At 63.6% G+C, this 22,566-nt stretch carries 9 protein-coding genes; 7 read left to right on the forward strand and 2 right to left on the reverse strand.

Annotated features, from left to right (window positions below):
• Nucleotides 1-37 precede the first annotated feature (37 nt).
• The 5 genes from Thiowin_RS03345 to Thiowin_RS03365 all read left to right on the forward strand — a co-directional run bounded on the left by Thiowin_RS03345 (nucleotide 38) and on the right by Thiowin_RS03365 (nucleotide 10,628).
• A complete protein-coding gene (locus Thiowin_RS03345; RefSeq protein WP_328986327.1) occupies nucleotides 38-1,198 on the forward strand; it encodes an efflux RND transporter periplasmic adaptor subunit in 1,161 nt (386 codons plus the stop codon).
• On the forward strand, nucleotides 1,191-4,454 hold the full coding sequence (locus Thiowin_RS03350) for an efflux RND transporter permease subunit (RefSeq protein WP_328986328.1): 3,264 nt from the start codon (nucleotides 1,191-1,193) through the stop codon (nucleotides 4,452-4,454). Before Thiowin_RS03345 ends, Thiowin_RS03350 begins: the two co-directional genes overlap by 8 nt.
• Before the next feature lie 242 nt (nucleotides 4,455-4,696).
• On the forward strand, nucleotides 4,697-6,352 hold the full coding sequence (locus tag Thiowin_RS03355; RefSeq protein ID WP_328986329.1) for a cobyric acid synthase: 1,656 nt from the start codon (nucleotides 4,697-4,699) through the stop codon (nucleotides 6,350-6,352).
• Nucleotides 6,353-6,378: 26 nt separating this feature from the next.
• Nucleotides 6,379-8,589, forward strand: coding sequence for a PAS domain S-box protein (locus Thiowin_RS03360; RefSeq protein WP_328986330.1), 2,211 nt, complete (start codon nucleotides 6,379-6,381; stop codon nucleotides 8,587-8,589).
• Nucleotides 8,589-10,628 (forward strand): ATP-binding protein, encoded by a 2,040-nt coding sequence (locus tag Thiowin_RS03365; RefSeq protein ID WP_328986331.1) that lies wholly within the window; start codon nucleotides 8,589-8,591, stop codon nucleotides 10,626-10,628. The genes Thiowin_RS03360 and Thiowin_RS03365 overlap by 1 nt, the downstream gene beginning before the upstream one ends.
• Nucleotides 10,629-10,690: 62 nt before the next feature.
• Here Thiowin_RS03365 and Thiowin_RS03370 read toward each other — a convergent pair whose 3' ends face one another.
• Both Thiowin_RS03370 and Thiowin_RS03375 read right to left on the reverse strand, forming a co-directional pair.
• A complete protein-coding gene (locus Thiowin_RS03370; RefSeq protein WP_328986332.1) occupies nucleotides 10,691-13,813 on the reverse strand; it encodes an ATP-binding protein in 3,123 nt (1,040 codons plus the stop codon).
• A gap of 33 nt (nucleotides 13,814-13,846) precedes the next feature.
• Complete coding sequence (locus tag Thiowin_RS03375; protein WP_328986333.1) at nucleotides 13,847-15,829, reverse strand: hybrid sensor histidine kinase/response regulator; 1,983 nt, start codon at nucleotides 15,827-15,829, stop codon at nucleotides 13,847-13,849.
• Nucleotides 15,830-16,257: 428 nt separating this feature from the next.
• Between Thiowin_RS03375 and Thiowin_RS03380 the strand changes: the two genes are divergently transcribed.
• Entirely contained in the window at nucleotides 16,258-17,400 is a 1,143-nt protein-coding gene (locus Thiowin_RS03380; RefSeq protein ID WP_328986334.1) for a two-component system response regulator, read from the forward strand.
• Nucleotides 17,401-17,531: 131 nt separating this feature from the next.
• Nucleotides 17,532-22,562, forward strand: a complete 5,031-nt coding sequence (locus Thiowin_RS03385) for a transporter substrate-binding domain-containing protein (protein ID WP_328986335.1) — start codon at nucleotides 17,532-17,534, stop codon at nucleotides 22,560-22,562.
• Nucleotides 22,563-22,566: the final 4 nt, after the last annotated feature.

Below are 22,566 nucleotides of genomic sequence, written 5' to 3' on the forward strand. Positions count from 1 at the left end.
TATTAGAAAAATCTAATGTTCCAACAGGCAGGCTATCATGCACATTGTCAAGACTCTTTTTCACCGGGGCCTGACTTATGGAGTCGGCGCGCTGGCGCTGACCGCTCTGGCGGGTGTCGTGCTCGCCAGTGATGAGGAAGGCCGCGCCCATGCGCAAGGCATCGAACTCGATACCGCCCCCGTGACCTACCGTCAGGTCGAGCGGGAATACCGTCTCGATGGCGTGGTGGAGGCGGTCAACCGGACCACCGTCTCGGCCCAGACCCAGGGGCTGGTGGAGGACATTCTCTACGACGTGGACGATTTCGTTGAGCGTGGCGCGATCATCGCGCGGCTGCGCGACACCGAGCACCGCACCCGGGTCGCCCAGGCGGCGGCGGAGATGAAAGCCGCCGTCGCTCAGCTGGAGCAGGCACGCGAGGAGCATCGGCGTGTCGAGGGGCTGTTCAAGAAAAAAACCGCGTCCGACTCAGAGATGGACAAGGCCGCCGCCGAGCTGAAAAGTGCCGAGGCCAGGCTCGAGGCCAGCCAAGCAGCGCTGGAACAGGCGCAGGAACAGCTCGACTACACCCTGATCCGCGCGCCTTATTCAGGCATTGTCACCGAGCGCTTCGTCGAGGTCGGCGAGATGGCCAGCCCCGGCAAGGCGGTGATGAGCGGGGTGTCGCTCGAGAAGCTGCGAGTGAGCGTGGATGTGCCCCAGAGCGTGATTCCGGCGGTGCGCGCGCAGGGCGCGGTGCGGGTGTTCGCGCACGACGGCGAGCCGGTGGAGACCGGTACCATCACGGTATTTCCCTTCGCCGAGACCGGCTCCAACAGCTTCGAGGTGCGGGTGGCGCTGGCTGGCGACAATCCTGGGCTCTTCCCTGGCATGTTCGTGAAAACGGTCTTTGTCACCGGCGAGGCGCGCGAACTGACCATTCCCGCCGAGGCGGTGGTGTACCGCTCGGAGGTCACCGGCGCCTATGTGGTGGCCGAGGACGGGCGCATCGGCTTCCGGCTGATTCGCGTCGGACGCCGGCTCAATGGCTCGCTGCGGGTGCTTTCTGGCCTGAGCGAGGGGGAGCGGGTGGCGCTTGATCCCATCGCCGCCGGCGTGGCCTTGAAGGAACAGGCCGCCGTGCGCGCCGAAACCCGCGCTGGGCCCCGTGCTGGGATTGCAGATCGGAACCAAGGCGGAGATCGGGATCATGGCTGAGTCCACCCCTCTGGGTTTCTCGGGGCGCATTGCCGCCCGCTTTCAGAATACCGAAATCACCCCACTGCTGGCACTGGTGGGCCTGCTGCTAGGGCTGTTCGCCATCTTGGTGACCCCGCGCGAGGAAGAGCCGCAGATCAACGTGACCTTCGCGGATGTGTTTATCCCCTTTCCTGGCGCCTCGGCCACCGAGGTGGAACATCTGGTGGCGGGACCGGCCGAGCAGGTGCTCTCGGAGATTAAGGGCATCAAGCACGTCTATTCGGTCTCGCGCCCCGGCATGGCGGTGGTGACGGTGCAGTTCAAAGTGGGCGAGGACCGCACCCAGGCCATCGTGCGTCTGTTCAGCAAGGTGTTCGCCAACGAGGACTGGCTGCCAGCGAATCTTGGTGTCGGCCAGCCTATCGTTAAGCCCAAGGGCATCGATGACGTGCCCATCGTGACCGCGACCCTGTGGTCGCGCAATCCAGACATTGGCGCTTTTGAACTCGGCCAGGTCGCGCATGCGATTGAACAGGAACTCAAGCGCGTGCCCGGCACCCGCGATATTTACACCCTGGGGGCGCCCGATCAAATCGTCCATGTGTTGCTCGACCCACAGGCGCTGGCCGGCTTTGGCATTGACTTAAGCGACCTGCGCCGCGCGCTTCAGGCCAATAACTTAATCCGCGACGATATCGAGATCACCGCCGATAACCGCGAGATCGCGGTTCAGGCCGGGACCTTTCTGACCTCCCCGGAGCAAATCGCCGATCTGGTGGTGGGACTGCATGAGGGGCGCCCGGTGTATCTGCGCGATGTCGCCCAGGTCACGCGCGGTCCGGCCTTTCCCGAGACTTACGTTACCCTCGGCGCCGGGCCGGATGCCGCCAGCCGCGATCTGGACCTGGCCGGCACCACCCCGGCGGTGACCATCGCCCTGGCGAAACAGGCTGGCACCAATGCGGTGGATATCGCCGAGGCTGTCGCCGAGCGCTTCGATCAGCTGCAGGGGACTTTCATCCCCGAAGGCGTCGAGGTGCTGATGACCCGCGACTATGGCGCCACCGCCGATGCCAAGGCCAGCCGCCTGATCCAGGAGCTGATTTTCGCCACTATCTCGGTTGTGGCCCTGGTGATGCTGTCGTTGGGCTGGCGCGAGGGTCTGATCGTCGGTGCGGCGGTTGTCGTGACCCTGTCCATGACGCTCTTTGCCTCCTGGGCCGTGGGCTTCACGCTCAACCGGGTGTCACTGTTCGCGCTGATTTTTTCCATCGGCATTCTGGTCGATGATGCCATCGTGGTGGTGGAAAACATTCACCGGCATCTGGCCATGGGCGGCAAGAAGCTGCTCGAGGCCATTCCGCGGGCGGTCGACGAGGTCGGCAATCCCACTATTCTCGCCACCTTCACGGTGATCGCGGCCCTGCTGCCCATGGCCTTTGTCAGCGGTCTGATGGGGCCCTACATGACACCCATTCCCATTAATGCGTCCATCGGCATGCTGATTTCGCAGGTGGTGGCCTTTGTGTTCACACCCTGGCTAACCTACAAAGTGCTGGCGCCCAAATTCGCTCATGTGGCCGCCGCGCCGGCGAGCGGCCAACAGGGTTTTGAGCCGGTTCAGGAGAAGACAGCGCCGGGCGTCCCGCAGTGGCTGTTCGAGCGCTTGATCCGGCCCTTCTTGGCCGGCGGCAAGGGCCAGCGCAATCGCTGGCTGTTGCTCGGTGGCATTCTGCTGCTGATTGGACTGTCGCTGTCGCTGGTGGTGTCCCAGGCGGTGATCCTGAAAATGCTCCCCTTCGATAACAAGAGCGAATTTCAGGTGGTGCTCGACATGCCCGAGGGTACCAGTCTGGAACAGACTGCGCGGGTGCTCGCGGCCATGGGCGAGTATTTGGAAACCGTGCCCGAGGTGACCGACTACCAGGCCTATGCCGGCACGGCGGCGCCCATTAACTTTAACGGTTTGGTGCGCCAGTATTATCTGCGCGAGGGCGCGCACCTGGGCGACCTGCAGGTGAACCTCACCGACAAGGCGCGGCGCAAGCGTGCCAGTCACCAGGTTGCGCTGGCGGTGCGCGGACCGCTGCAAGAGATTGCCCGAGGCTTCGACGGCAATGCCAAGATTGTCGAAATTCCACCCGGCCCCCCAGTGCTGGCCCCTCTGGTGGCCGAGGTCTACGGCCTGGACTACCAGGGCCAGATTGCCATCGCCAAACAGGTGCGGGCGCAATTCGCCGACACGGCCGATATCGTCGACATTGATGACTCGGTCGAATATCCCGCCGAAAAGCTGATCCTGGTGGTGGACCGCGCCAAGGCCGCGCGCCTTGGAGTGGCCCAAAGCAGTATCGCCGAGGCGCTGTCAACCGTGCTCAGTGGCGAGGATATGAGCTTTCTGCACGGGGCCAATGTGAAATACGCCGTGCCCATCCGGGTCGAGTATTCCGAGGCCGACAAGGCCGACATCGACCAGGTGCTCTCGCTACGGGTGCGCTCCCAGGACGGCCACCTGGTGCCCCTGTCGGAAATTGTCGAGGTGCTGGACACGGAGCGCTCCAGCAGCGTCTACCACAAAGATCTGCTACCCGTGGTCTATGTCACCGCCGACATGGCCGGGCGCACCGATAGCCCACTGTATGGCATGTTCGCCCTCGCCAGTACCCTGACCGACAGCCTTGGGCTGACCCAATGGTTTACCCGGGCGCCGGAGAATCCCTATGAATTCAGCATTAAATGGGATGGCGAATGGCAGATCACCTATGAGACCTTCCGCGACATGGGGCTTGCCTATGGCGTCGGGCTGGTGCTGATTTATCTGCTGGTGGTGGCGCAGTTTCGCAGTTATGTGGTGCCCCTGGTGATCATGGCGCCCATTCCGCTCACCATTATTGGCATCATGCCCGGCCATGCGCTGCTCGGTGCCCAGTTCTCCGCCACCAGCATGATCGGCATGATCGCCCTGGCTGGCATCATCGTGCGCAATTCCATCCTGTTGGTGGACTTCATCAACCTCTCGGTGCGCCAGGGCATGGCCTTCGAGGACGCCGTCATTCACTCCGCCGTGGTGCGAGCCAAGCCAATCGCGCTGACCGCCATCTCGGCCATGGCCGGCGCCATGTTCCTGCTCGGCGATCCGATCTTCTCCGGGCTGGCCGTGTCCTTGTTGTTCGGTCTTTTTGTCTCCACCCTCCTAACCCTCATGGTTATCCCGGTGGTCTACTATGGCGTCATGCGCAAGCGGGTGGAGTGGATTCGCACGGCAACGGCTTAGTGGGGTGATGCCAGTATTGTGGAGTTGGCCATGGATCGCGGCAGCAATTCCAAATGTGGGTGTCTGGGTTTCTAATTTGGTGTATAAGCGGCTTCAAGCCGCTTCATGTTGTGCCATTATGGTGTATCCACTGATAACCGGGACATCAAATTGGCGGCGGAAAATATTTCAAATTACTGAAAGATAAAGGGGATTTGTATTAAGTGCATGCTCCAGATAGCTCTGATGGCGATCGAACGCCTATGAAATCCCCACTAACCGATCATTCTCATCAATTTCCTGCAATGACGTTGGACTTGCCACCGCTTGCCATCCATGGCCCGCGCCGAGCGCGTGCGCTGATGATCCAGGGCACGGCCTCGGATGTCGGCAAGAGTCTGCTGGTAGCCGGGCTGTGCCGGGCTTACCAGCGACGCGGGCTGGTTGTGCGCCCCTTCAAGGCGCAAAACATGAGCAACAATGCCGCTGTAACCGAGGACAGCGACGCGCCGCCCGGTCCGGATGGCGAGCGCCCGCGTGGTGAGATTGGTCGCGCCCAGGCGCTGCAGGCGCGTGCCTGTGGGGTGGCGCCATCCATTCACATGAACCCTGTATTGCTGAAACCCCAGACCAATATCGGCTCCCAGGTGGTGCTGCGCGGGCGGGTACTCGGCAACTGTCCGGCACGGGTGTATCACGAAATGCGCCAGGGGCTGATGCCGGCGGTGTTGGATTCCTTCGAGCGTCTGTGCGCCGAAGCCGATCTGGTGCTGGTCGAGGGCGCCGGCAGTGGCGCGGAGATCTATCTGCGCCACTGCGACATCACCAATATGCACTTTGCCGAGCAGGCGCAAGTGCCCGTGGTGGTGGTGGGAGATCTCGACAAGGGCGGCACCATGGCCTCCCTGGTCGGCACCTGGCTGCTGCTCGATCAAGCCGACCGCGAGCGGGTGGTTGGCTACATGGTCAACAAGTTTCGCGGTGATTTTTCGCTGTTCGAGCCGGCCTGCGCGACCATTACCGCTCACACCGGCTGGCCCTTTCTTGGCGTGCTGCGCTGGTTCGAGGGTGCCGCGCGACTGCCAGCCGAGGATTCCTTGGCGCTGGAGCGGCCGGCGGAACAGGATTGGTCGGGTGCCGGGGCGCTCAAGATCGCCGTGCCGCGGCTGTCGCGGGTGGCCAATTTCGATGATCTTGACCCGCTTGCCGCCGAGCCGGCGGTTGACTTGCGCTGGCTGCAATCCGGCCAGCCGCTACCGGCCGATACCGATGTCGTCATCCTGCCCGGCTCCAAAGCCACCCGCGCTGACCTCGACACCTTGCGCCGCGAAGGTTGGGATATCGACATTCTTGCCCACGTGCGCCGCGGCGGTCGGGTGCTCGGTTTGTGCGCGGGCTTTCAGATGCTCGGCACCCAGGTACGCGATCCCCTGGGCATCGAAGGCGAGCCCGGCGATACACCGGGCCTTGGCCTGCTCGACATGGTCACCGAGATCGGTGCTGAAAAACGCCTGCTCGACATCGCCACCACAGAACTCACCAGCGGCTGCCCGATCAGCGGCTACGAAATGCACATGGGCCGCACCACCGGCCCGGCACTGGCGCGGCCCTGGCTACGGCTGGCCGAGCCGGGCGGCGACTCCGCCAGCCACTCCGCCAGCGACCCTGGAAAAGGCGCCGGGCAGGGCATCGCGCGTGGCCGTGCCGAGGGCTGCATCTCCGCCAATGGGCGCGTCATGGGCGGCTATTTGCACGGCATTTTCTCCAGCGATGCCTTTCGCGCCCACTGGCTCGGGCAAGTCGGCGCCCAGGCCTCGGCGCTGGATTTCATCGCCCGCACCGAAGCCGCGCTTGACGAATTGGCCGACCACATCGAAGCCAACCTGGATTTGGACGCTTTGCTGGCATTGGCGCGCTAGTCGCCTGACTCACTGACACAATGCGAATGTCGCCCTGTCACCCCCAGCCCGCGACCGCGTTTGACCCTCGCGACCACGTTGAGCATGAACTGCGCAAATACTCGCGGGTGATCGAACAAAGCCCCAGCGCGGTGCTGATCACCGATACCGAGGGGCGCATTGAGTACGTCAATCCCGCCTTCTGTGCCGTGACCGGCTACGGCACCGAGGAGGTGCTGGGCCGCAATCCCAGCATTCTCAACTCTGGCCTGCAGGACGCAGAGCTCTATCGCGAACTCTGGGAGCGCATTCGCGGCGGCGAGGTATGGCGCGGGGAGTTGGCCAACAAGCGCAAGAACGGGGATATTTTCTGGGAACAGGCGGCGATCAGCCCGATTTTCGACGACCAGGGCGTGATTACCCATTTCTGCGCGGTCAAGGAGGACATCACCGAGCGCAAGCGCGCCGAGACCGAACTGGCCGCCAGCGAGCGGCGCTTTCGCGCCCTGTTCGAGGCGGCCACCATCCCCCATGCCGAAATGATCACGAGCGGCGAGATCATCGGTCTCAATGCCAAGTTCACAGAGACTTTTGGTTGGACCCTCGCCGATCTCAAGCATATCGACGACTGGTGGGTGAAGGTCTATCCGGACCCGGCCTATCGCGCCGCGACCATGGCCGACTGGAGCGCGGCGATCGCGGCGGCCGGCCCCGGCAAGCAGGATGTTGCCCCACGCGAATATTGCATCACCTGCAAGGATGGCAGCGAAAAAAGCGTTCTGATCTCCCAGCGCCAGGCCGGCGAGTCCCTGGTGGCGAGCTTCGTGGATGTGACCGAGACGCGCCGCTACGAGCGCGCCCTGCAGGATCAACTGCGCCTGCAGGAGGCCCTGATCGACACCATCCCCAACCCGATATTCATCAAGGATGCCAAGGCGCGCTTCATCGGCTGCAACCGTGCCTACGAGCAGGCCTTCGGCACCACGCGCGCCTTCATGCGCGGCAAGACGGTCATGGACCTGCCCTATTTGCCACTCGCGGCGCGCCTTGCCTATCAGGCCGAGGACACCGCCGTCATCGCCGAGGCTGGCCTGCGCCATCACGAGTTGCGCATGCGGCTTGCCGATGGCGGAGAGCACGATGTGCTCTATTGGGTGGCGGGCTTTGCACTGTCGGATGGGCGCCGTGGCGGGCTCATCGGCCTGATTGTCGACATCAGCGCACTGAAGGAGGCGCAACGCCAGGCCGAGGAGGCCATCCGCGCCAAGTCCGAGTTTCTCGCCAATATAAGCCATGAGATTCGCACGCCGATGAACATTATTCTCGGCATGGCGCATCTGCTGCGGCACACTGAAGCTGTCCCCCAGCAGCGGGATTATTTGTCCAGAATCGAGAACGCCGGGCGCGCGCTGATGCGGCTGATCGACGATATTCTGGATTTCTCCCGCATCGAGACCGGGCGCCTGGATCTGGAAGCGAGCCACTTTCAGCCAAAGGCCGTGCTCGCCCAGGTGCGCGAGATCCTGCTGCCCGATGCCGATGCCAAGGGCCTGGCGTTGCGCATTGAGGTCGCACCCGAGGTACCGCCGACCCTGGTGGGCGACCCGCGGCGCTTGCATCAGATGCTGTTCCACCTCGCTGGTAACGCGGTCAAGTTCACCGACGCCGGCGAGGTGCTGATCCGCGTGCATCTTGATGCGATGGATCAAACCCGGGCGCGGTTGCATGTCGCCGTGCGTGATACCGGTATTGGCCTGAGCGAAGCCGATCAGGCCAAGGTGTTCCAGGCCTTCTCCCAGGCCGATGGGTCCACTACCCGGCGCCATGGTGGTACCGGTTTGGGGCTGACCATCGCCAAGCGCTTGATCGAACTCATGGATGGCACCATGGGCGTGGACAGTCAGCCTGGGCAGGGCAGTACCTTCTGGTTCACAGCCTGGTTCAATCTTGCGCCGGACCATCTCACGCCTGACCAACCCACGCCTGACCAACCCACGCCTGACAAACCCGCACCGGATCCGCACGTCCGCGCGGAAACGACAGGCGCCGGCCTGATGGCCGTGCTCGACGACTTGGCGCCGGAGATCAGGGCGCGCCGCGCCACCCGCTGTCGCGCCGGCCTGCGCAAGCTGCAATCCCTGCACTGGCCTGAGCCGCTGGCGGCCGAGGCGCAAGAATTTGAGCGTCTGCTCGCGCGCTATCAATACCAGCAGGCGCTGGCGTTGCTTGAGCGTTTGCGCGAGGGTTTAGCCGACTAATGCTCACCCCTTCCCAGCTCGCCCGCTTCCGCACCCGGCTCACGCTGGCCATCCTGCTCAGCAGCCTGATCATGCTGTTGTTGGCCGGGCTTGGCCTGGTTATTTATGAGCGGTTTCGTGTCGAACAGGTGATGGTGCGGGATCTCGACAGCGCCGCGCGCTGGATTGCCGAGCGCAGCGCCACCGCGCTCTTGTTCAACGACCCCGAGGTGGCGCGCGCGAGCCTGGCCGCGGTGGCGGCCAAGCCGGCGGTGACCACGGCGCTGATCCGCACGCCGGATGGCAGCGACTTCGCCCGCTATGACGCACCCGATCAGTCAGTGCATCCGCTGCCGGCGCGCCTGCCGTCCAGGCGGCCCGACTTCGCCGGGGGAGAGCTGCTTATCGGCGCGCCCATCGCGCTTGATGGCGAGCGTTTGGGGCAAGTGGTGATTCGCGCCAGCCTGGGTGACTTCAACCGCCTGTGGCGCCGTTTCCTGCTGATCGCCGCTGGCATCCTGGTCATCGCCACGCTGGTTGCTCTCCCGCTCGCCTTGCTATGGCAGCGGTGGCTGCTGCGTCCGCTCGACGCGCTGCTCGCGCGCCGCATCCAGGCCGATCAGGATGCCAGCGGGCGCGAGCCGCTTGAAACCCGGGATGAGTTCGGCCGCCTAGGCAGCCACTTCAATACCCTGCTTGATCGCACCGAAGCAAACGAGCGCGACTTGGCCGCCGCCAAGCGTGACCTTGCCTTGCACAGCGAGCAGCTTGAGCAGCGTCAGCATCCCTTCGATCTCGAGGATCTGCTCCGGTCCTTGCGCGAGTCGCTCGCAACGCGGGCCGACGACAAGGATCTCGCGCTCCTGTTCCACATCGATCCGGATGTCCCCCAAGGGTTGCTTGGCGACGCCAACCGCCTTGGGCACGTGCTGACGCATCTGCTCGACAATGCGATCAAATTCACCGAGACGGGTACAATTCGTCTACGTGTCGGCCGTGATCCTTTAGTGCAAGCCGATGCACAGCGCATACCGCTGCGCTTTGCTATAGAGGACACAGGATGTGGTATAAGCGCGGCGCGGCAGCAGCAGTTGCTTCAGTCGTTCTCCCGGGCTGACGGCGCCGGCACCCGCAAGCAGGGCAGCGGCCTGGGTCTTGATCCGGGTCTGGGTCCGGATCCGAATCCGGATCCGAGTCCGGGGCTGGCCAAGAGCGCCCGATTGGTCAGCCTCATGGGTGGGGAGATCAGGCTTGAAAGCCAGCCGGGCGCGGGCAGTACTTTTTGGGTCAGCCTCAGCTTCGCGCCGCCGCCGCGGCAGGACGCTTCGCCCTGGTCACTGCCGCCGCGGGTGCGACAGCAACGCGCGCTCATCATCGCGGCCACGCCCGAACTCGTTTTTGCCCTGGGGCGGATGCTCGACGCCATGCAGGTTCTGGCTGGTAGCGCGAGCAGCGGGCGCGAGGCGCTGGCCATCCTCGCGACTGCCGCCGCGCGTGGACGAGCCTTCGACTTCGTCCTCTGTTCATGGCCTGGCGGGGAGGGGCGGCCAGGCGATCCCGCCGGCGCCGAACTGTGTCAGCAATTGCGCGACCGGCCGGACGCCAAGCGCCCCGCTATTTTCATGCTTGCGCGCCCGCGCGAGCGCGAACGCCTGCGGGCGGACCAGACACTGCTTGGTCTGAGCGCCGTGCTTGATCTGCCCCTGTTGCCCACGGAACTCGCGCGCGCCCTGGTCGATGCACGACGCCAACCGCGATCCGCTGCCGAGCGCCGCGCCAAGGACACCGCGCCCAGCCAGTCGCGTCAGTCCGCCGCGCCGGCGCTCCCGTCATCACCCCAGTCACCAGACGCGCTGCGTCAAGTCCTTGAGGCACTGGTCCCCGACATCCGCGCGCGACGTGCCACCCGCTGTCATGCCAGCCTTAAGACGCTCGAGAGTCTGGACTGGCCTGAACCGCTGCGGGCCGACATGCAGGAACTCATGCGGCTGCTTGGCAAATATCGTTTCGGGGAAGCCGGCGACATCCTCAAGCGACTGTTGCAAGCGCTGAAGTCTTGACGGGCATTCTCTGTCCTGGTTTGGTGGATCCGCTTTGGTGGATCCGCTTCGCTTGATCCACCCTACGCGTCCAACGAGTCTTGCGGAGGTTTTTTGCGCACTTGCGCCAGTGTCTTGGTGGCATCGGCGAAGCGATAGCCGGTGATTTGGCGCTGCAGTCGACGGTAGGCTTCCGCCTCCAGCGCGGCTTGGAGCAGGCCATGCTCGGCAAGCCAGAGATCCTCGGCGCTGGGGTCATAGGCTTGGGTCAGAATGTGCAGGCGCGCGAGCAAGTCGTCGACCCGCGCTTGGTCCACGGCGATGGGAGAGGCGGCGTGAGCGGGTGTCGCGGTGTCTCGGTCGCGCCAGGCGGCGATGGCGGTCAGGGCCGGTTCCAACCGCGCGGCGAGCTGGGTGCGTGCCGCGGCGATGGCTGTACTGGCTTCCGGGCTGGCTTGGGGACGGTCTCTGAGCAGGTCTTCCAATGCCCGACCGGCGGTGCGAATCTCGACCAAACCCAAATTGGCGGCGGCGCTGGCGAGGCTGTGCGCCTCGCGCTCTGCGATCACGAAGTCGCCTTGCGCCAGCGCGGCATCAATGCGCGCCAGACTTGTGGCGTGACTGTCTGAGAACAGCATGAGGAACTTCGACCACAGCGATGAGGAAGGGCCAAGTGCGGTCTTCAGGGCGACCGGGTTGAGCCCGGGAATCGCTGGCAGGGCGGCGGCATCCAGCAGGTGCTCGCCTGCGTCGGCCGCGCGCCCATCCAGGGTCACGGCGAGTTGTTCGGCCAGCGCCCCATACAGACGCGTCACATCGAGCGGCTTACCAAGAAGGGCGTTCATGTCCACCTCCCGGGTGCGGCGGATATCCTCATCGCGTACATGGGCGGTGAGCCCGATGATGGGCAGATCGGCGCCGTCGGGCAGCGTGCGGATGCGTCGGGTGGCTTCGAGGCCGTCGAGTTCGGGCATTTGTACGTCCATGAGCACCAGGTCGAATGCCTTGCATCCTTGTTCGCGCAACAGTGCTAAGGCCTCGGCGCCGTGCTCGGCCTCGGTGACCATGATGCCGGCGCGCTCAAGCATGGCGCGGGCGACTTCGCGATTCACCGGGTTGTCCTCGACGAGCAGCACCCGGCGTCCGGCGAGGCCGGGTGGCGCTTGGGTCATGGTCCGCGGTTGCTCTTCGGCGACCTCCTCCCCAGGCAGCACGGCATGATTCCAGACGGTGAACCAGAAGGTGCTGCCTTCTCCCGGGCGACTGTCGACGCCAATGCTGCCGCCCATCATGGTCACCAGACGTTTGCAGATCGACAGTCCCAGCCCGGTGCCGCCATAGCGGCGGGTGATGGAGCCGTCGGCTTGCTGGAAGGGCTTAAATAGCTTGGCGATGTCTTCTTCCCGCAAGCCGATGCCGGTGTCGCGCACGCGAAATTCCAGTTGCACGCGCTCCCGCGTCTCGCTGCCTTGCGCCGGCAGGCGTTGCTGCAACCGCGCCTCGCTGCCTTGCGCCGGCAGGCGTTGCTGCAACCGCGCCTCGATGCGAACACTGCCTTGCGCGGTGAATTTCACTGCGTTGTTGGCCAGATTGAGCAACACCTGCCCGAGGCGCAAGGCGTCGCCATGCAGGGCATCGGGCACCTCGGGCGCGCAATCGAGGAGGAATTCCAGGCCCTTGTCCTCGGCCTGGCGGCCGACGATATCGAGCAGTTGATCGAACACCTGCGACAAGGCGAAGGGCCGGGCCTCGAGATGCAACTGCCCGGCTTCGATCTTGGACAGATCAAGGATGTCATTGAACAGGCCGAGCAGCCCCTGGGCGGCATTTTGCGCCTTGGTCAGATACTGGCGCTGGCGTTCGTCGAGCTCGGTTTCCAGACACAAATGCTGCATGCCAAGCACGGCATTCATGGGTGTGCGAATTTCGTGGCTCATGTTGGCGAGAAATTCGCTTTTGGCGCGATTGGCGGCCTCGGCGTTTTCCTGAGCGGCGCGCTGTTCGGTCACATCGACAAACATCACCACATTGCGCTGGCGCAATGAGGTCGCGTGGCCGATGAAGATGCGGGTTTGCCCATCGCCGCAGCGAATCCGGGCTTCCACTGGTTCGAGGGCGCTTTGGCCGGCCATGGCGCGCTGCATTTTTTGTTGCCATTCCGTCTTGACCCGCGCACGATAGCTTGGCTCCGGATAGGCCTTGAGCCACCAGTGCTCGATATCGGGAATGTCATCGATCTCGTAGCCGAGCACCTCGCGGAAGCGCTGATTGACCATGAGCACGCGCTCGTCGGCGCCGCTGGAAATCAACGTGGGCAGCGGGGAGAACTCGAACAGGCCGCGGAAGTTGTCTTCCATCTCCCGCAGTTCTTCTTCAAGTCGCAAGCGCTCGGTGAGATTGACATTGAGCCCCTCGATGCGCAGCACGCGGTTGTTTTCATCCTTGACTGGGTGCGGAAAGCTCAGCAGATAGCGCGGCTCCTCACCGAGTTGGTACTTGAGCGCCACCGGCCCGGGCGCCTGACCAAGCCAGCAGGTGGCGATGGCGCGCTGCCCGCGCTCCAGGGTGTCGGGCGTCCAGGCGGCGATGTCGCGCCAGTTCATGCCCACCAGTTCCGCTTCCTCGCGGCCAAACAGCTCGCGTGAGCCGGCGCCGGCGTCAATCACCTCGCCCTGTACGTCGAGCGCGTAGAACTGCACGACCGAGCGCGCCGATTCGACCATGCCGCGATAACGCTGCTCACTCTGGGCGAGGCGCTGCTCGGCGCGGCGGCGGCGCTGGATTTGGCGCGCCAGGCTGAGATTCCACGCCAGGATCAGCACGATCATCAGGGTGGCCAACAAGATGGCTTGCCAGAGCAACCGGTAGTCGCTGCGCGCGCTCGGCGGGGCGCCGAGCCAACGACTTTGAATGGCTTCGCGCTCGCCCGCGGGGATGTCGGCGATGGCGCGTTCCAGGATGCCGCTCAGGATGGGCCAATCCAGGCGCACCCCCATGGCGAGTTGATATTCGTAAGCTGTCTCGCCGGCGACGCGCAGTTGAAACAGCCGCTCGTGGGCGATCGCCTGGCTGGCCGCGAACAGATTGCCGACCAGGGCATCGGCGCCGCCCGCGGCCAGCGCCTGACCACTGCCGAGGAGCAAGAGCAGGCCGGTCAGCAAGGGAAGCAGACACGCGAACCAGAAATGGCGGATCGCCGGCATCATCTCCATGACTGCGTCCTCTCGCCGCACTGCGCTTTACTCAGCCGTCGCCACCGCCGGCATGCGCAGATGTAGGCAGGTGCGATCCTCCGCGTCCGAGGTGGTCATTGTCAGCTCAAATCCCATGGTGTCGGCCATCAGCTTGGCCGAATAGGTGCCGAGACCGGTGCCGCTTGCCTTGCCATGGGTGCGGTATTTCTCGAAAAAACATGGGCGCATCGCGGCCGGTACCGCGCCGCGGTTGCACAACTCCAATTCGGCGCTGTCATGCTCCTGGATCGCGAGATGAATGGTCTCGCCGGGCGGCGAGGCCTCCACGGCATTGGTGAGTAAGTTGCCGAGCATGGAGCCCAATAGCCGGGCGTCGGCGAGCACCATGACTGGGCGGCGTTCACCCTCGGTCGCGATATCCACCGGCAGGAGTTGGTCGTTTTGGTGCAGGGTCAGATTGAGCTGTTTGCGCTTGAGCGGTTGCGCCACCGAGGCATAGACATCCTTGATGATGCGCATCAAATCGATGGGATTTGCACTCACATTGAGTTGCCCTGTCTCCATTTTGAACAGATCCAGGGACAGCTCGATCATCTCGAGCATGCGTCCGCCGGCTTCGCGGATGAGTTCGATATCCTCGCGCAACTCACCGCTCAGGCTGTCGTCCATCAACAGGAGATCCGGCACATTGATCACCACATTGAGCGGTGTTTTTAGATCATGGCGCATGATGCGCTCGACATCCTCCTTGATGCGTTCGAGTTCCTTACGGTCTTTGATGTCCTGCTTGACCGCCACATAGTTTTGCACCTCACCGCGATCATCGAATACCGGGGAAATGGCCGCCTCCACCCAGTAGAGCTGGCCTTGCTTGTTTTTGTTGATTAGCTCTCCGCGCCAGGTTTCGCCGCGCAGCAGGGTATCCCACATCGCGCGGTAGAAGTCGTTGTCATGCTTGCCGGACTTCAACAGACGAGAGTTCTTGCCACGGACCTCATCCTGGCTGTAACCCGAGAGCCGGGTGAAATGCGGATTGACATAGAGAATGTCGCCGGCAATATCCGTCACTGTGATAGTGACCGGCGCCTGCTCCACCGCCCGCGCCAAGGTGCGCAAACGCGCATCCAAGACGCGCTGTTCGGTCACATCAAGGGCGATGCCTTCGATCAGCTCCTGCTCGCGCTCTTGATCGAAAATCCGATAGGCGTGGATTTCTAACTGCCGCAAGTCATCATCGGGGTGGCGAAAACACAGCTCGAAGCGGGCTTTTTCGCGCCCCAGGCTGAGCCAGCGCCGGCTTTCCTCGATCACATTGGCGAGTGACTCCGGCGACCAGCTGGCCAGATTGCGCCAGGACAGACCAATGGCATCCTCGGGCGTCAGGCCACCGAGCAGCCGCTTAAAGCCCTCGGTGACGAACAGCAGCTCGCCATCGGGCGCGTTGGTGAAGAAAAACAGCCGGTAGGCCAGTTGGGAGGTCAGCCGCGCGAAGCGCGCCTGGCTTTCCCGCAAGGCCGCCTCGGCCTGCTCGCGCTCGGCGATTTCGCGCGCCAACAGGGCATTTTGGGTTTGCTGGTCGTCGCGTTCGCGCGTCACCCGCGCTACCAGCCGGTTGCTCGCTTGCACCGCCCGCTGTGCCTGCTTGAGCTGAACGGCCAGCGCGAGTTGCGCCTTGATGCGTGCTCGCACCAGGCGCGGATTCACCGGCTTGGTGACATAATCCACAGCGCCGACCTCGAACCCGCGTTCCTCATCCTCGGGCCGGTCACGCGCTGTGAGAAAAATGACTGGTGTTTCGCTGGCCGCCGGGATGGTTTTTAGTCGCTGGCACAGCGCATAGCCATCCATCTCCGGCATCATGATATCGAGCAGAAACAGATCTGGCGCCTCGAAGCTGTGCAAAAGCTCCAAGGCTTCGGCGCCTGAGTTTGCCACCCGCACGCGATAATCGGGCTTTAGCGCATTGAACAGCAGCTTGAGATTGTCGACCTGATCATCAACAACCAGAATGGATGGCGGATTGGACATGGCGGGAACCCCCTCGCGTCAGCGCTCTCATGCCAGCGCCTAATTGAAATGAAAGAACACATAAAGGAGTATTATACTCAATGAAGAGCATGCGCAAAGCGATGAGATTCCGATAGTCCGGGTTCGGTGACATCACCGAAAAGGCCATGCCCATGGCCGAATCGCTTGCTTGTCCGAACCCATCCCGCGACGCCGGCAACCTGTATTGCTAAGCAATGGTAGGTCCAAATCTCCTCCAGGCGATGAGGATTCAAGGCAGAGCACACAGAGGATTTGCATGGATTCTATCCCGGGTCTGTCAGGAACGCCAAGGGATGAGAAGGCTGAGCAAAAATGACAGGGGGAGCGGACGCCTTTCGGTTCTTGGTCAATTGGGGCTGCAAGGGATACACTGACGTTCAATCATTGCGTTATCTGTCATCAGCAACATGACTGCCATCTCCCGCTGCACCATCCTCGCCGTCGATGACACCGAGGCCAACATCGACGTCCTGATGGATACCCTCGGCAATGACTATGAGCTGATGGTTGCCATGGACGGCCCCTCGGCGCTCGAGGCCGTTGCCACCGCCATTACCGACGGCACGCCGCCGGATCTGATCCTGCTCGACATCATGATGCCGGGAATGACCGGCTATGAGGTCTGCGAGCGGCTGAAGGCCGATGCGACGACGGCTGACATCCCGGTGATTTTTCTCACCGCGCTCACCGAGATCGGCAGCAAGACGCGCGGCTTTCAGGTCGGCGCCGTGGACTACATGACCAAGCCGTTCGAGATTCCGGAAGTGCGCGCGCGGGTCCAGACCCATCTGTCGCTGGCCTTGGCGCGGCGGGAGCTGGCCAGACAGAATCAGATTCTTGAGGAGACAGTTCGCCAGCGCACCCGCGAGCTGGTTTTGACGCAGGACGTGACCATTCACGCCCTGGCCAGCCTGGCCGAGACCCGCGACAATGAAACCGGTGGCCATATCCGCCGCACCCAGAATTACGTCCGGGCGCTGGCCGAGCAACTGCGCGACACTGACAAGCTCGACAACGCCGATATCGAGATGCTCCATAAATCCGCGCCCCTGCATGACATCGGCAAGGTCGGGATACCGGATGCCATCTTGCTCAAGCCGGGGCGTCTGACCGAGGAGGAGTTCGAGGTCATGAAATCTCATCCTACCCTCGGCATGCAGGCTCTCGCCGTGGCCGAGCACTGCTTTCACGGCGAAACCGAGCCAGGCAACTTTTTGCGCTTCGCCAAGGAAATCGCCTACAGCCATCACGAGCGTTGGGATGGCGCCGGTTATCCGCGGGGACTGGCTGGCGATGACATTCCATTGTCGGCGCGACTCATGGCGCTGGCCGATGTCTATGATGCCCTGATCAGCCGTCGCGTCTACAAACCACCCTTTCCCCATGCACAGGCCGTCGAGATCATCCTTAAGGGTCGCGATGCGCATTTCGACCCGCGCGTGGTCGATGCCTTCCTGGCCCGCCAGGAAGACTTCCGCCAGATCGCCCTGGCCAATGCCGACCATGCGGAAGAAGTCGAGACGCTGAGCCAGGCCTATGTGCGTGGGTGAAAAAAGTGTGAAGTGTGAAGTGTGAAGTGTGAAGTGTGAAAAAAGAACCGCGCATCCATCTCGGCCGTCTTGAAGTTTCTCTTGGGGAGCTAAGGGGCTTTACACTTCACGCTTCAAAATTAAAGCTTATCGTGTTTGCTGTTTTCTGGCTGCTGCTGCCACAGGCCGTCAGTGCCGCGCCCGAGGTGGCTCTCACCCCGGCCGAGCAAGCCTGGCTGGCGGAGCATCCCGACATTACCCTGGGCACGGATGCCAGTTGGGCGCCCTATGTGCAGCGCCTGGCCAATGGCGAGGTGGTGGGCATGGAAGCGGACATCATCGCGCGCATCAATGCGCTGACCGGCGCCAATATCCGCCTGGTGCTGGGGAAGTGGTCCGAGATGGTCGACCAGGCCAGGCGCGGCGAGCTGCATGGGCTGGCGCTCTCGGCACGGCATACGGAGAGGGCCGAGCATTTTCTGTTTACCGACAGCGCACACACGAGCAAGCGCCTGGTGCTGGTGCGCGCGGATGCCAACCCAGTCCCGGGTGGCATGAGGGATCTCAAGGGCTGGCGGGTGGGCTACCAGCGCGGCAATCTGGTGGATGAAAAACTCCTGGGGCGCTGGCCGGAGATCGATCCCGTGCGCCTTGACCCCGCGGACTTGACCGCCGCGCTCGCGCGTGGCGAGGTCGACGCCCTCCTGATCGGTCTGCCCTTGTTCGCCCTGCCGGAACCCGGCCCGCAGCGCGAGTTTCTGCCGGCCTTTGTGGTTCCTGGCAGCGAGGAGCCGCTGCTGTATTCCATCCACCGCGACCACCCCGAACTGAGCGGCCTCATCAACAGCGCATTGGCGGCCATGGAACCTTCTGAGTTGCTGGCCATTCAACGCAAATGGAACCTAGTGCCGCCGCCGGTGTTTGGTCGCGTCAATCTTAGCCCGGAGCAGCGGGCCTGGCTCGATGCCCATCCGCGCATTGTTCTAGGTTCCTCGGAAGCCTTCGCGCCGGCGCTGATGCGCGACCGCGACGGCCAACTCAGCGGTATCCTCAAGGACATTTTCGACCGCCTGAATAGCCGTCTCGGCACCAACATTCAAATTCATGCCGAGCCGAGCTGGGCGGGCGTGATCGAACAGGCCGTGGTCGGCAAACTCGACGGTCTGCTGGCGGTCGCGCGCATGTCCTTCTGGCGTGACCGCTTTCTGTTGACAGAGCCCCTCTTAAAAACGCAGGTCTATGTCTTCGCGCGCGATGATGAAAGCACCGGAGGCGGTGACATCAGCGCGCTTTTTGGTCAGCGCGTGGGTGTGCTGCGTGGACACAGGCACATTAGCGGGCTGCTCGCCGAGTATCCGCGCCATATCGAGGTGGTAGGCCAAGGTGACTATCAGGCACTGGCATCCGCGCTGCTGGCTGGAGAGGTGGATCGGGTGGTGGCGGATGGGACCTTCGACTGGTGGCGACGCGAGAATACCCTGGTCGGCTTTGGGATCGCCAGTGTGCTGCGCGAGGGCCAGTATGATGTCGTCACCGCCATTCGCCAGGACTGGCCGGAACTGGTCGAGATTCTCAATTTGGGCATTAAGAGCCTCAGTGCCGCCGAACTGGCCGCCATCCGCGACCGCTGGCTGGGCAGCCTGGAGCCAGGCTCCAAGCAGGCCGGCCAACAACAGCAACAATCAGCCGCGCGACAGGGCGTCATCCCCGCGCTGGAGCTGACCGCCGCCGAGCGCGCCTGGCTGGATGCGCACGATGAGATCGTTCTGGGCATCACCGAGCAATTCCAGCCGGACATCATCATCGGCGCCGATGGCCGCCAGTCGGGGCTGGTGGTGGACTTTCTCGAGCTGCTCAATGGCCCGCTCGGCGGCCGGCTGAAGCTCAAGGTTGAACGCGACTGGGTCAGCGTCACCGAGCAGGCCATGGCGCGCGAGATTGACGGTCTGGCGGTGTCCTCGCCCAATCCGATCTGGGATCAGCATTTTCTCTATACCGACCCCCTGTACCAGGGTTATTTCAGCCTTTATCGGCGCGTTGATGATCCGCCCCTGACCCGGCGCGAGGAGTTGCGCGGTCTGCGCGTCGGCTACCTGGCCGGGATAAAAAAGGTCGATGAACTCCTCGCCGATGTGCCTGATCTCAGCCTGGTGCCGCTGGCCGATAATGCCAGCATGGCCAAGGCGTTGATCGATGGCGAGGTCGATGCCCTCATTGGCAGCGTCGATCTGGAATGGTGGCGGCGTCAGCACAGCGCGCTCGCCTTCCGTCCCACCGGCATTCTGGCTGGCAGCGAGCATCTGGTGGTGACATCCATCCGCAAGGATTGGCCCGAACTGGTCAGTATTCTCAACAAGGCGCTGCGCCAGATTCCCAGCGACGAGTGGGCACGTATTCAAGGCCGGTGGTTGGGCGAGGTGCCCGCAGTGTCCGGCCCGAGCGCAAGGCTGAACCTGCCCGAGGAGGCGCGCGCCTGGCTGGCCGACCATCCTCGCATTCGCTTCGCCGTCAGCCGCGATTGGGCGCCGGTGGGTTTTTATGACAGCGACGATCAGCCCGCCGGCATCGCGCCTGATTATCTGGCGCACCTGGGCGCGCAGTTGGGCGTGCTGTTCGAGCCTGTACCCGTGGCCAACTGGAACGAGGCCATGAGCGGACTCGAGCAGGGCCAGATTGACCTGCTGCCAGCGATGGCCCTCACGCCCGAACGCCTGCAGCGGTTTTTGTTCACCGAGCCCTACCTGGAGTTTCCCGTTGCCATTTTCGCCCGTGTCGAGACCCCGCTGATCGACCGTCTGAGTACTCTGCATGGCCAGCAGGTGATTGTGATCGAGGGCCACGCCATCCAGGAATGGCTGGAGCGCGATCATCCCGACATCCAGCTGGTGCGGGTACGCGATGCCCAGAGCGCGGTGCGGGCCTTGGCCGATGGCCAGGGCGATGCCCTGATTGGCAATCTGTTCGCCATCAGCCAGGCGATTGCGCGCGCCAAGCTGTTTCAGATTCGCGTCGCCGGCGACACCCCCTACAGCTACCGTCTGGCCATGGCCACGCGGCCGACCTGGGCGCCGCTGATCGGGATTCTCGATCAGGCCCTGCAGGCCATGCCGGCGGCCGAGCGCGAGGCCATCCAGAGCCGTTGGATGCGTGAGCTACCCGCGCCGGAGCTGGATTACCGGCTGCTGTGGCAGGTGCTGGCCGCCGCCGCGCTGGTGCTTGGCTTGATCCTGGCCTGGAACTTCAGCCTGAGACGTCAGATTCAGCGCCGGCATCTGGCCGAGCAGATCTTGAGTCGCAGCGAAACCCTGCTACGCAACACCCTGGATGCCACCGAGAACGGTGTGCTGGTGAGTGCCGTCGATGGCCAACTGCTGTGCATCAATCGGCGTTTTCAGCAGCTCTGGGGGATCAGCGATGAACACCTGAGCGCCCATGGCGATGATGCCGGGCTACTGCACTTGGTCACCGAGCAGCTCGCCGATCCGCCCGCTTTTGTCCAACGCGTCCGCCAACTCTATGCGAACGACGAGGAATGCACCGAGATCCTGCGCTTTCGCGACGGGCGCGTGTTCTCGCGCTACAGCCGCCCCCTTGAGGTCGATGGCCAGCCCGCGCGTCTGTGGTCCTTCACCGACGTGACCGAGCGCGAGCGGGTGATGGCGGCGCTGCAGCAGGCCAAGGAGGCCGCCGAGGGAGCCAATCGTGCCAAAAGCGACTTCCTCGCCAACATGAGCCACGAGATCCGCACGCCCATGAATGCCATTCTTGGCATGCTGCACCTGGCTCTGCAGGCCGACCTTGGCGAGCAGGTGCGTGGCTATCTTGACAGGGCCGAGACCGCGGCCAAGAACCTGCTTGGGCTGCTCAACGACATTCTCGACCTGTCCAAGGTCGAGGCGGGGCAGATGCGCTTGGAGCAGGTATCTTTCTCCCTCGGTGAGGTGTTGGATAATCTGGCCGCCGTGATCGGCCATCAAGCGCGTGCCAAGGGGCTGGCATTTCATATTGAGCGTATCGACAACCCGTCCGAGCGCCTGCCCGATGGCTTGGTCGGCGATCCGCTGCGCTTGAGCCAGATTCTGACCAACCTCGCCGGCAACGCAGTCAAGTTCACCGAGCGCGGCGAGGTGCGCATCGAGGTCGAGCGCCGCCTTGAGCCAGACCGTCCCGACAACGTCGGGGCAGAGATGTCCACCGGCCAGGTCACCTTGGAATTTCGCATCAAGGATACCGGTATCGGGATGGATCCGGCACTGAGCGCGCGCCTGTTCGAGCCCTTCCAGCAAGCCGATACCTCCATTACCCGCCGTTATGGCGGCACTGGGCTGGGCCTGTCCATCTGCAAGCGGCTGCTCGACCTGATGGGTGGCGCCATTGCTGTCGACAGCCAGCTTGAAGGCGGCACGCTCTTTACCGTTACCCTGCGCTTCGAGCGCGCGCCGAGCCGGGCGGGTGCGCCCAGCAGCGCCATGCCCACGCCCGCCCGCCCTGTCAGCCTGGCCGGGCACCGGGTGCTCGTGGTGGAAGACAACGCGGTGAACCGCGAGGTCGCTCGCGCCCTGCTGGAACGCGAGGGTCTGGTGGTCAGTGCCGCCGAGGACGGTCTCATCGCCGTCGAACGCCTGGAGCGCGACGGCTGCGACGCCTTCGATCTGGTCTTGATGGACGTGCAGATGCCCAATCTCGATGGCTATGCCGCCACCGCCCGCATCCGTGCCCTGCCCGGGGGCGATGCCCTGCCCATCATTGGCGTCACCGCCCACGCCCGCGCCGAGGACATCGCCCAGGTACGGGCGGCCGGCATGAACGCCTACATCAGCAAGCCCATCGATGCCTGGCACCTCTCGGCCACCATGGCCAAGCAACTCGGCTCAGTCGGTGCGGCTGGCGCCAATGGCGCCAATGGCACGGACCGCGCGCCAAGTGTTGACCCAAGGCCGCAACTGAACGGCGCTGGGATGACGCCGGTGGCAAGGGTGCTGGCGGACATGGCCACCAAGGCGGCGATCAAGGATGCGAGCATTGAAGAGGATTTTCTCGCGCAGCGTGCCATTTTGGGGGCGACCCTGGATGCAGCCGATTTCCGCGCCCTGGCCGATGCCATCAGCACCTATCGTTTTGATCGCTTGCGCCCGCTGCTGGAGCGCCTGCGACAGAGCATGGATGAAGAGTCGAATGAATGAAGGC

This window comes from Thiorhodovibrio winogradskyi, assembly GCF_036208045.1.
In the GTDB taxonomy this organism is placed as follows: domain Bacteria; phylum Pseudomonadota; class Gammaproteobacteria; order Chromatiales; family Chromatiaceae; genus Thiorhodovibrio; species Thiorhodovibrio winogradskyi.

Excerpts from the sequence above, each read along its gene's own strand:
- Thiowin_RS03345 (WP_328986327.1), top strand. The coding sequence starts at position 38 with ATGCACATTGTCAAGACTCTTTTTCACCGGGGCCTGACTTATGGAGTC.
- Thiowin_RS03350 (WP_328986328.1), top strand. The coding sequence starts at position 1,191 with ATGGCTGAGTCCACCCCTCTGGGTTTCTCGGGGCGCATTGCCGCCCGC.
- Thiowin_RS03355 (WP_328986329.1), top strand. The coding sequence starts at position 4,697 with ATGAAATCCCCACTAACCGATCATTCTCATCAATTTCCTGCAATGACG.
- Thiowin_RS03360 (WP_328986330.1), top strand. The coding sequence starts at position 6,379 with ATGTCGCCCTGTCACCCCCAGCCCGCGACCGCGTTTGACCCTCGCGAC.
- Thiowin_RS03365 (WP_328986331.1), top strand. The coding sequence starts at position 8,589 with ATGCTCACCCCTTCCCAGCTCGCCCGCTTCCGCACCCGGCTCACGCTG.
- Thiowin_RS03370 (WP_328986332.1), bottom strand. The coding sequence starts at position 13,813 with ATGATGCCGGCGATCCGCCATTTCTGGTTCGCGTGTCTGCTTCCCTTG.
- Thiowin_RS03375 (WP_328986333.1), bottom strand. The coding sequence starts at position 15,829 with ATGTCCAATCCGCCATCCATTCTGGTTGTTGATGATCAGGTCGACAAT.
- Thiowin_RS03380 (WP_328986334.1), top strand. The coding sequence starts at position 16,258 with ATGACTGCCATCTCCCGCTGCACCATCCTCGCCGTCGATGACACCGAG.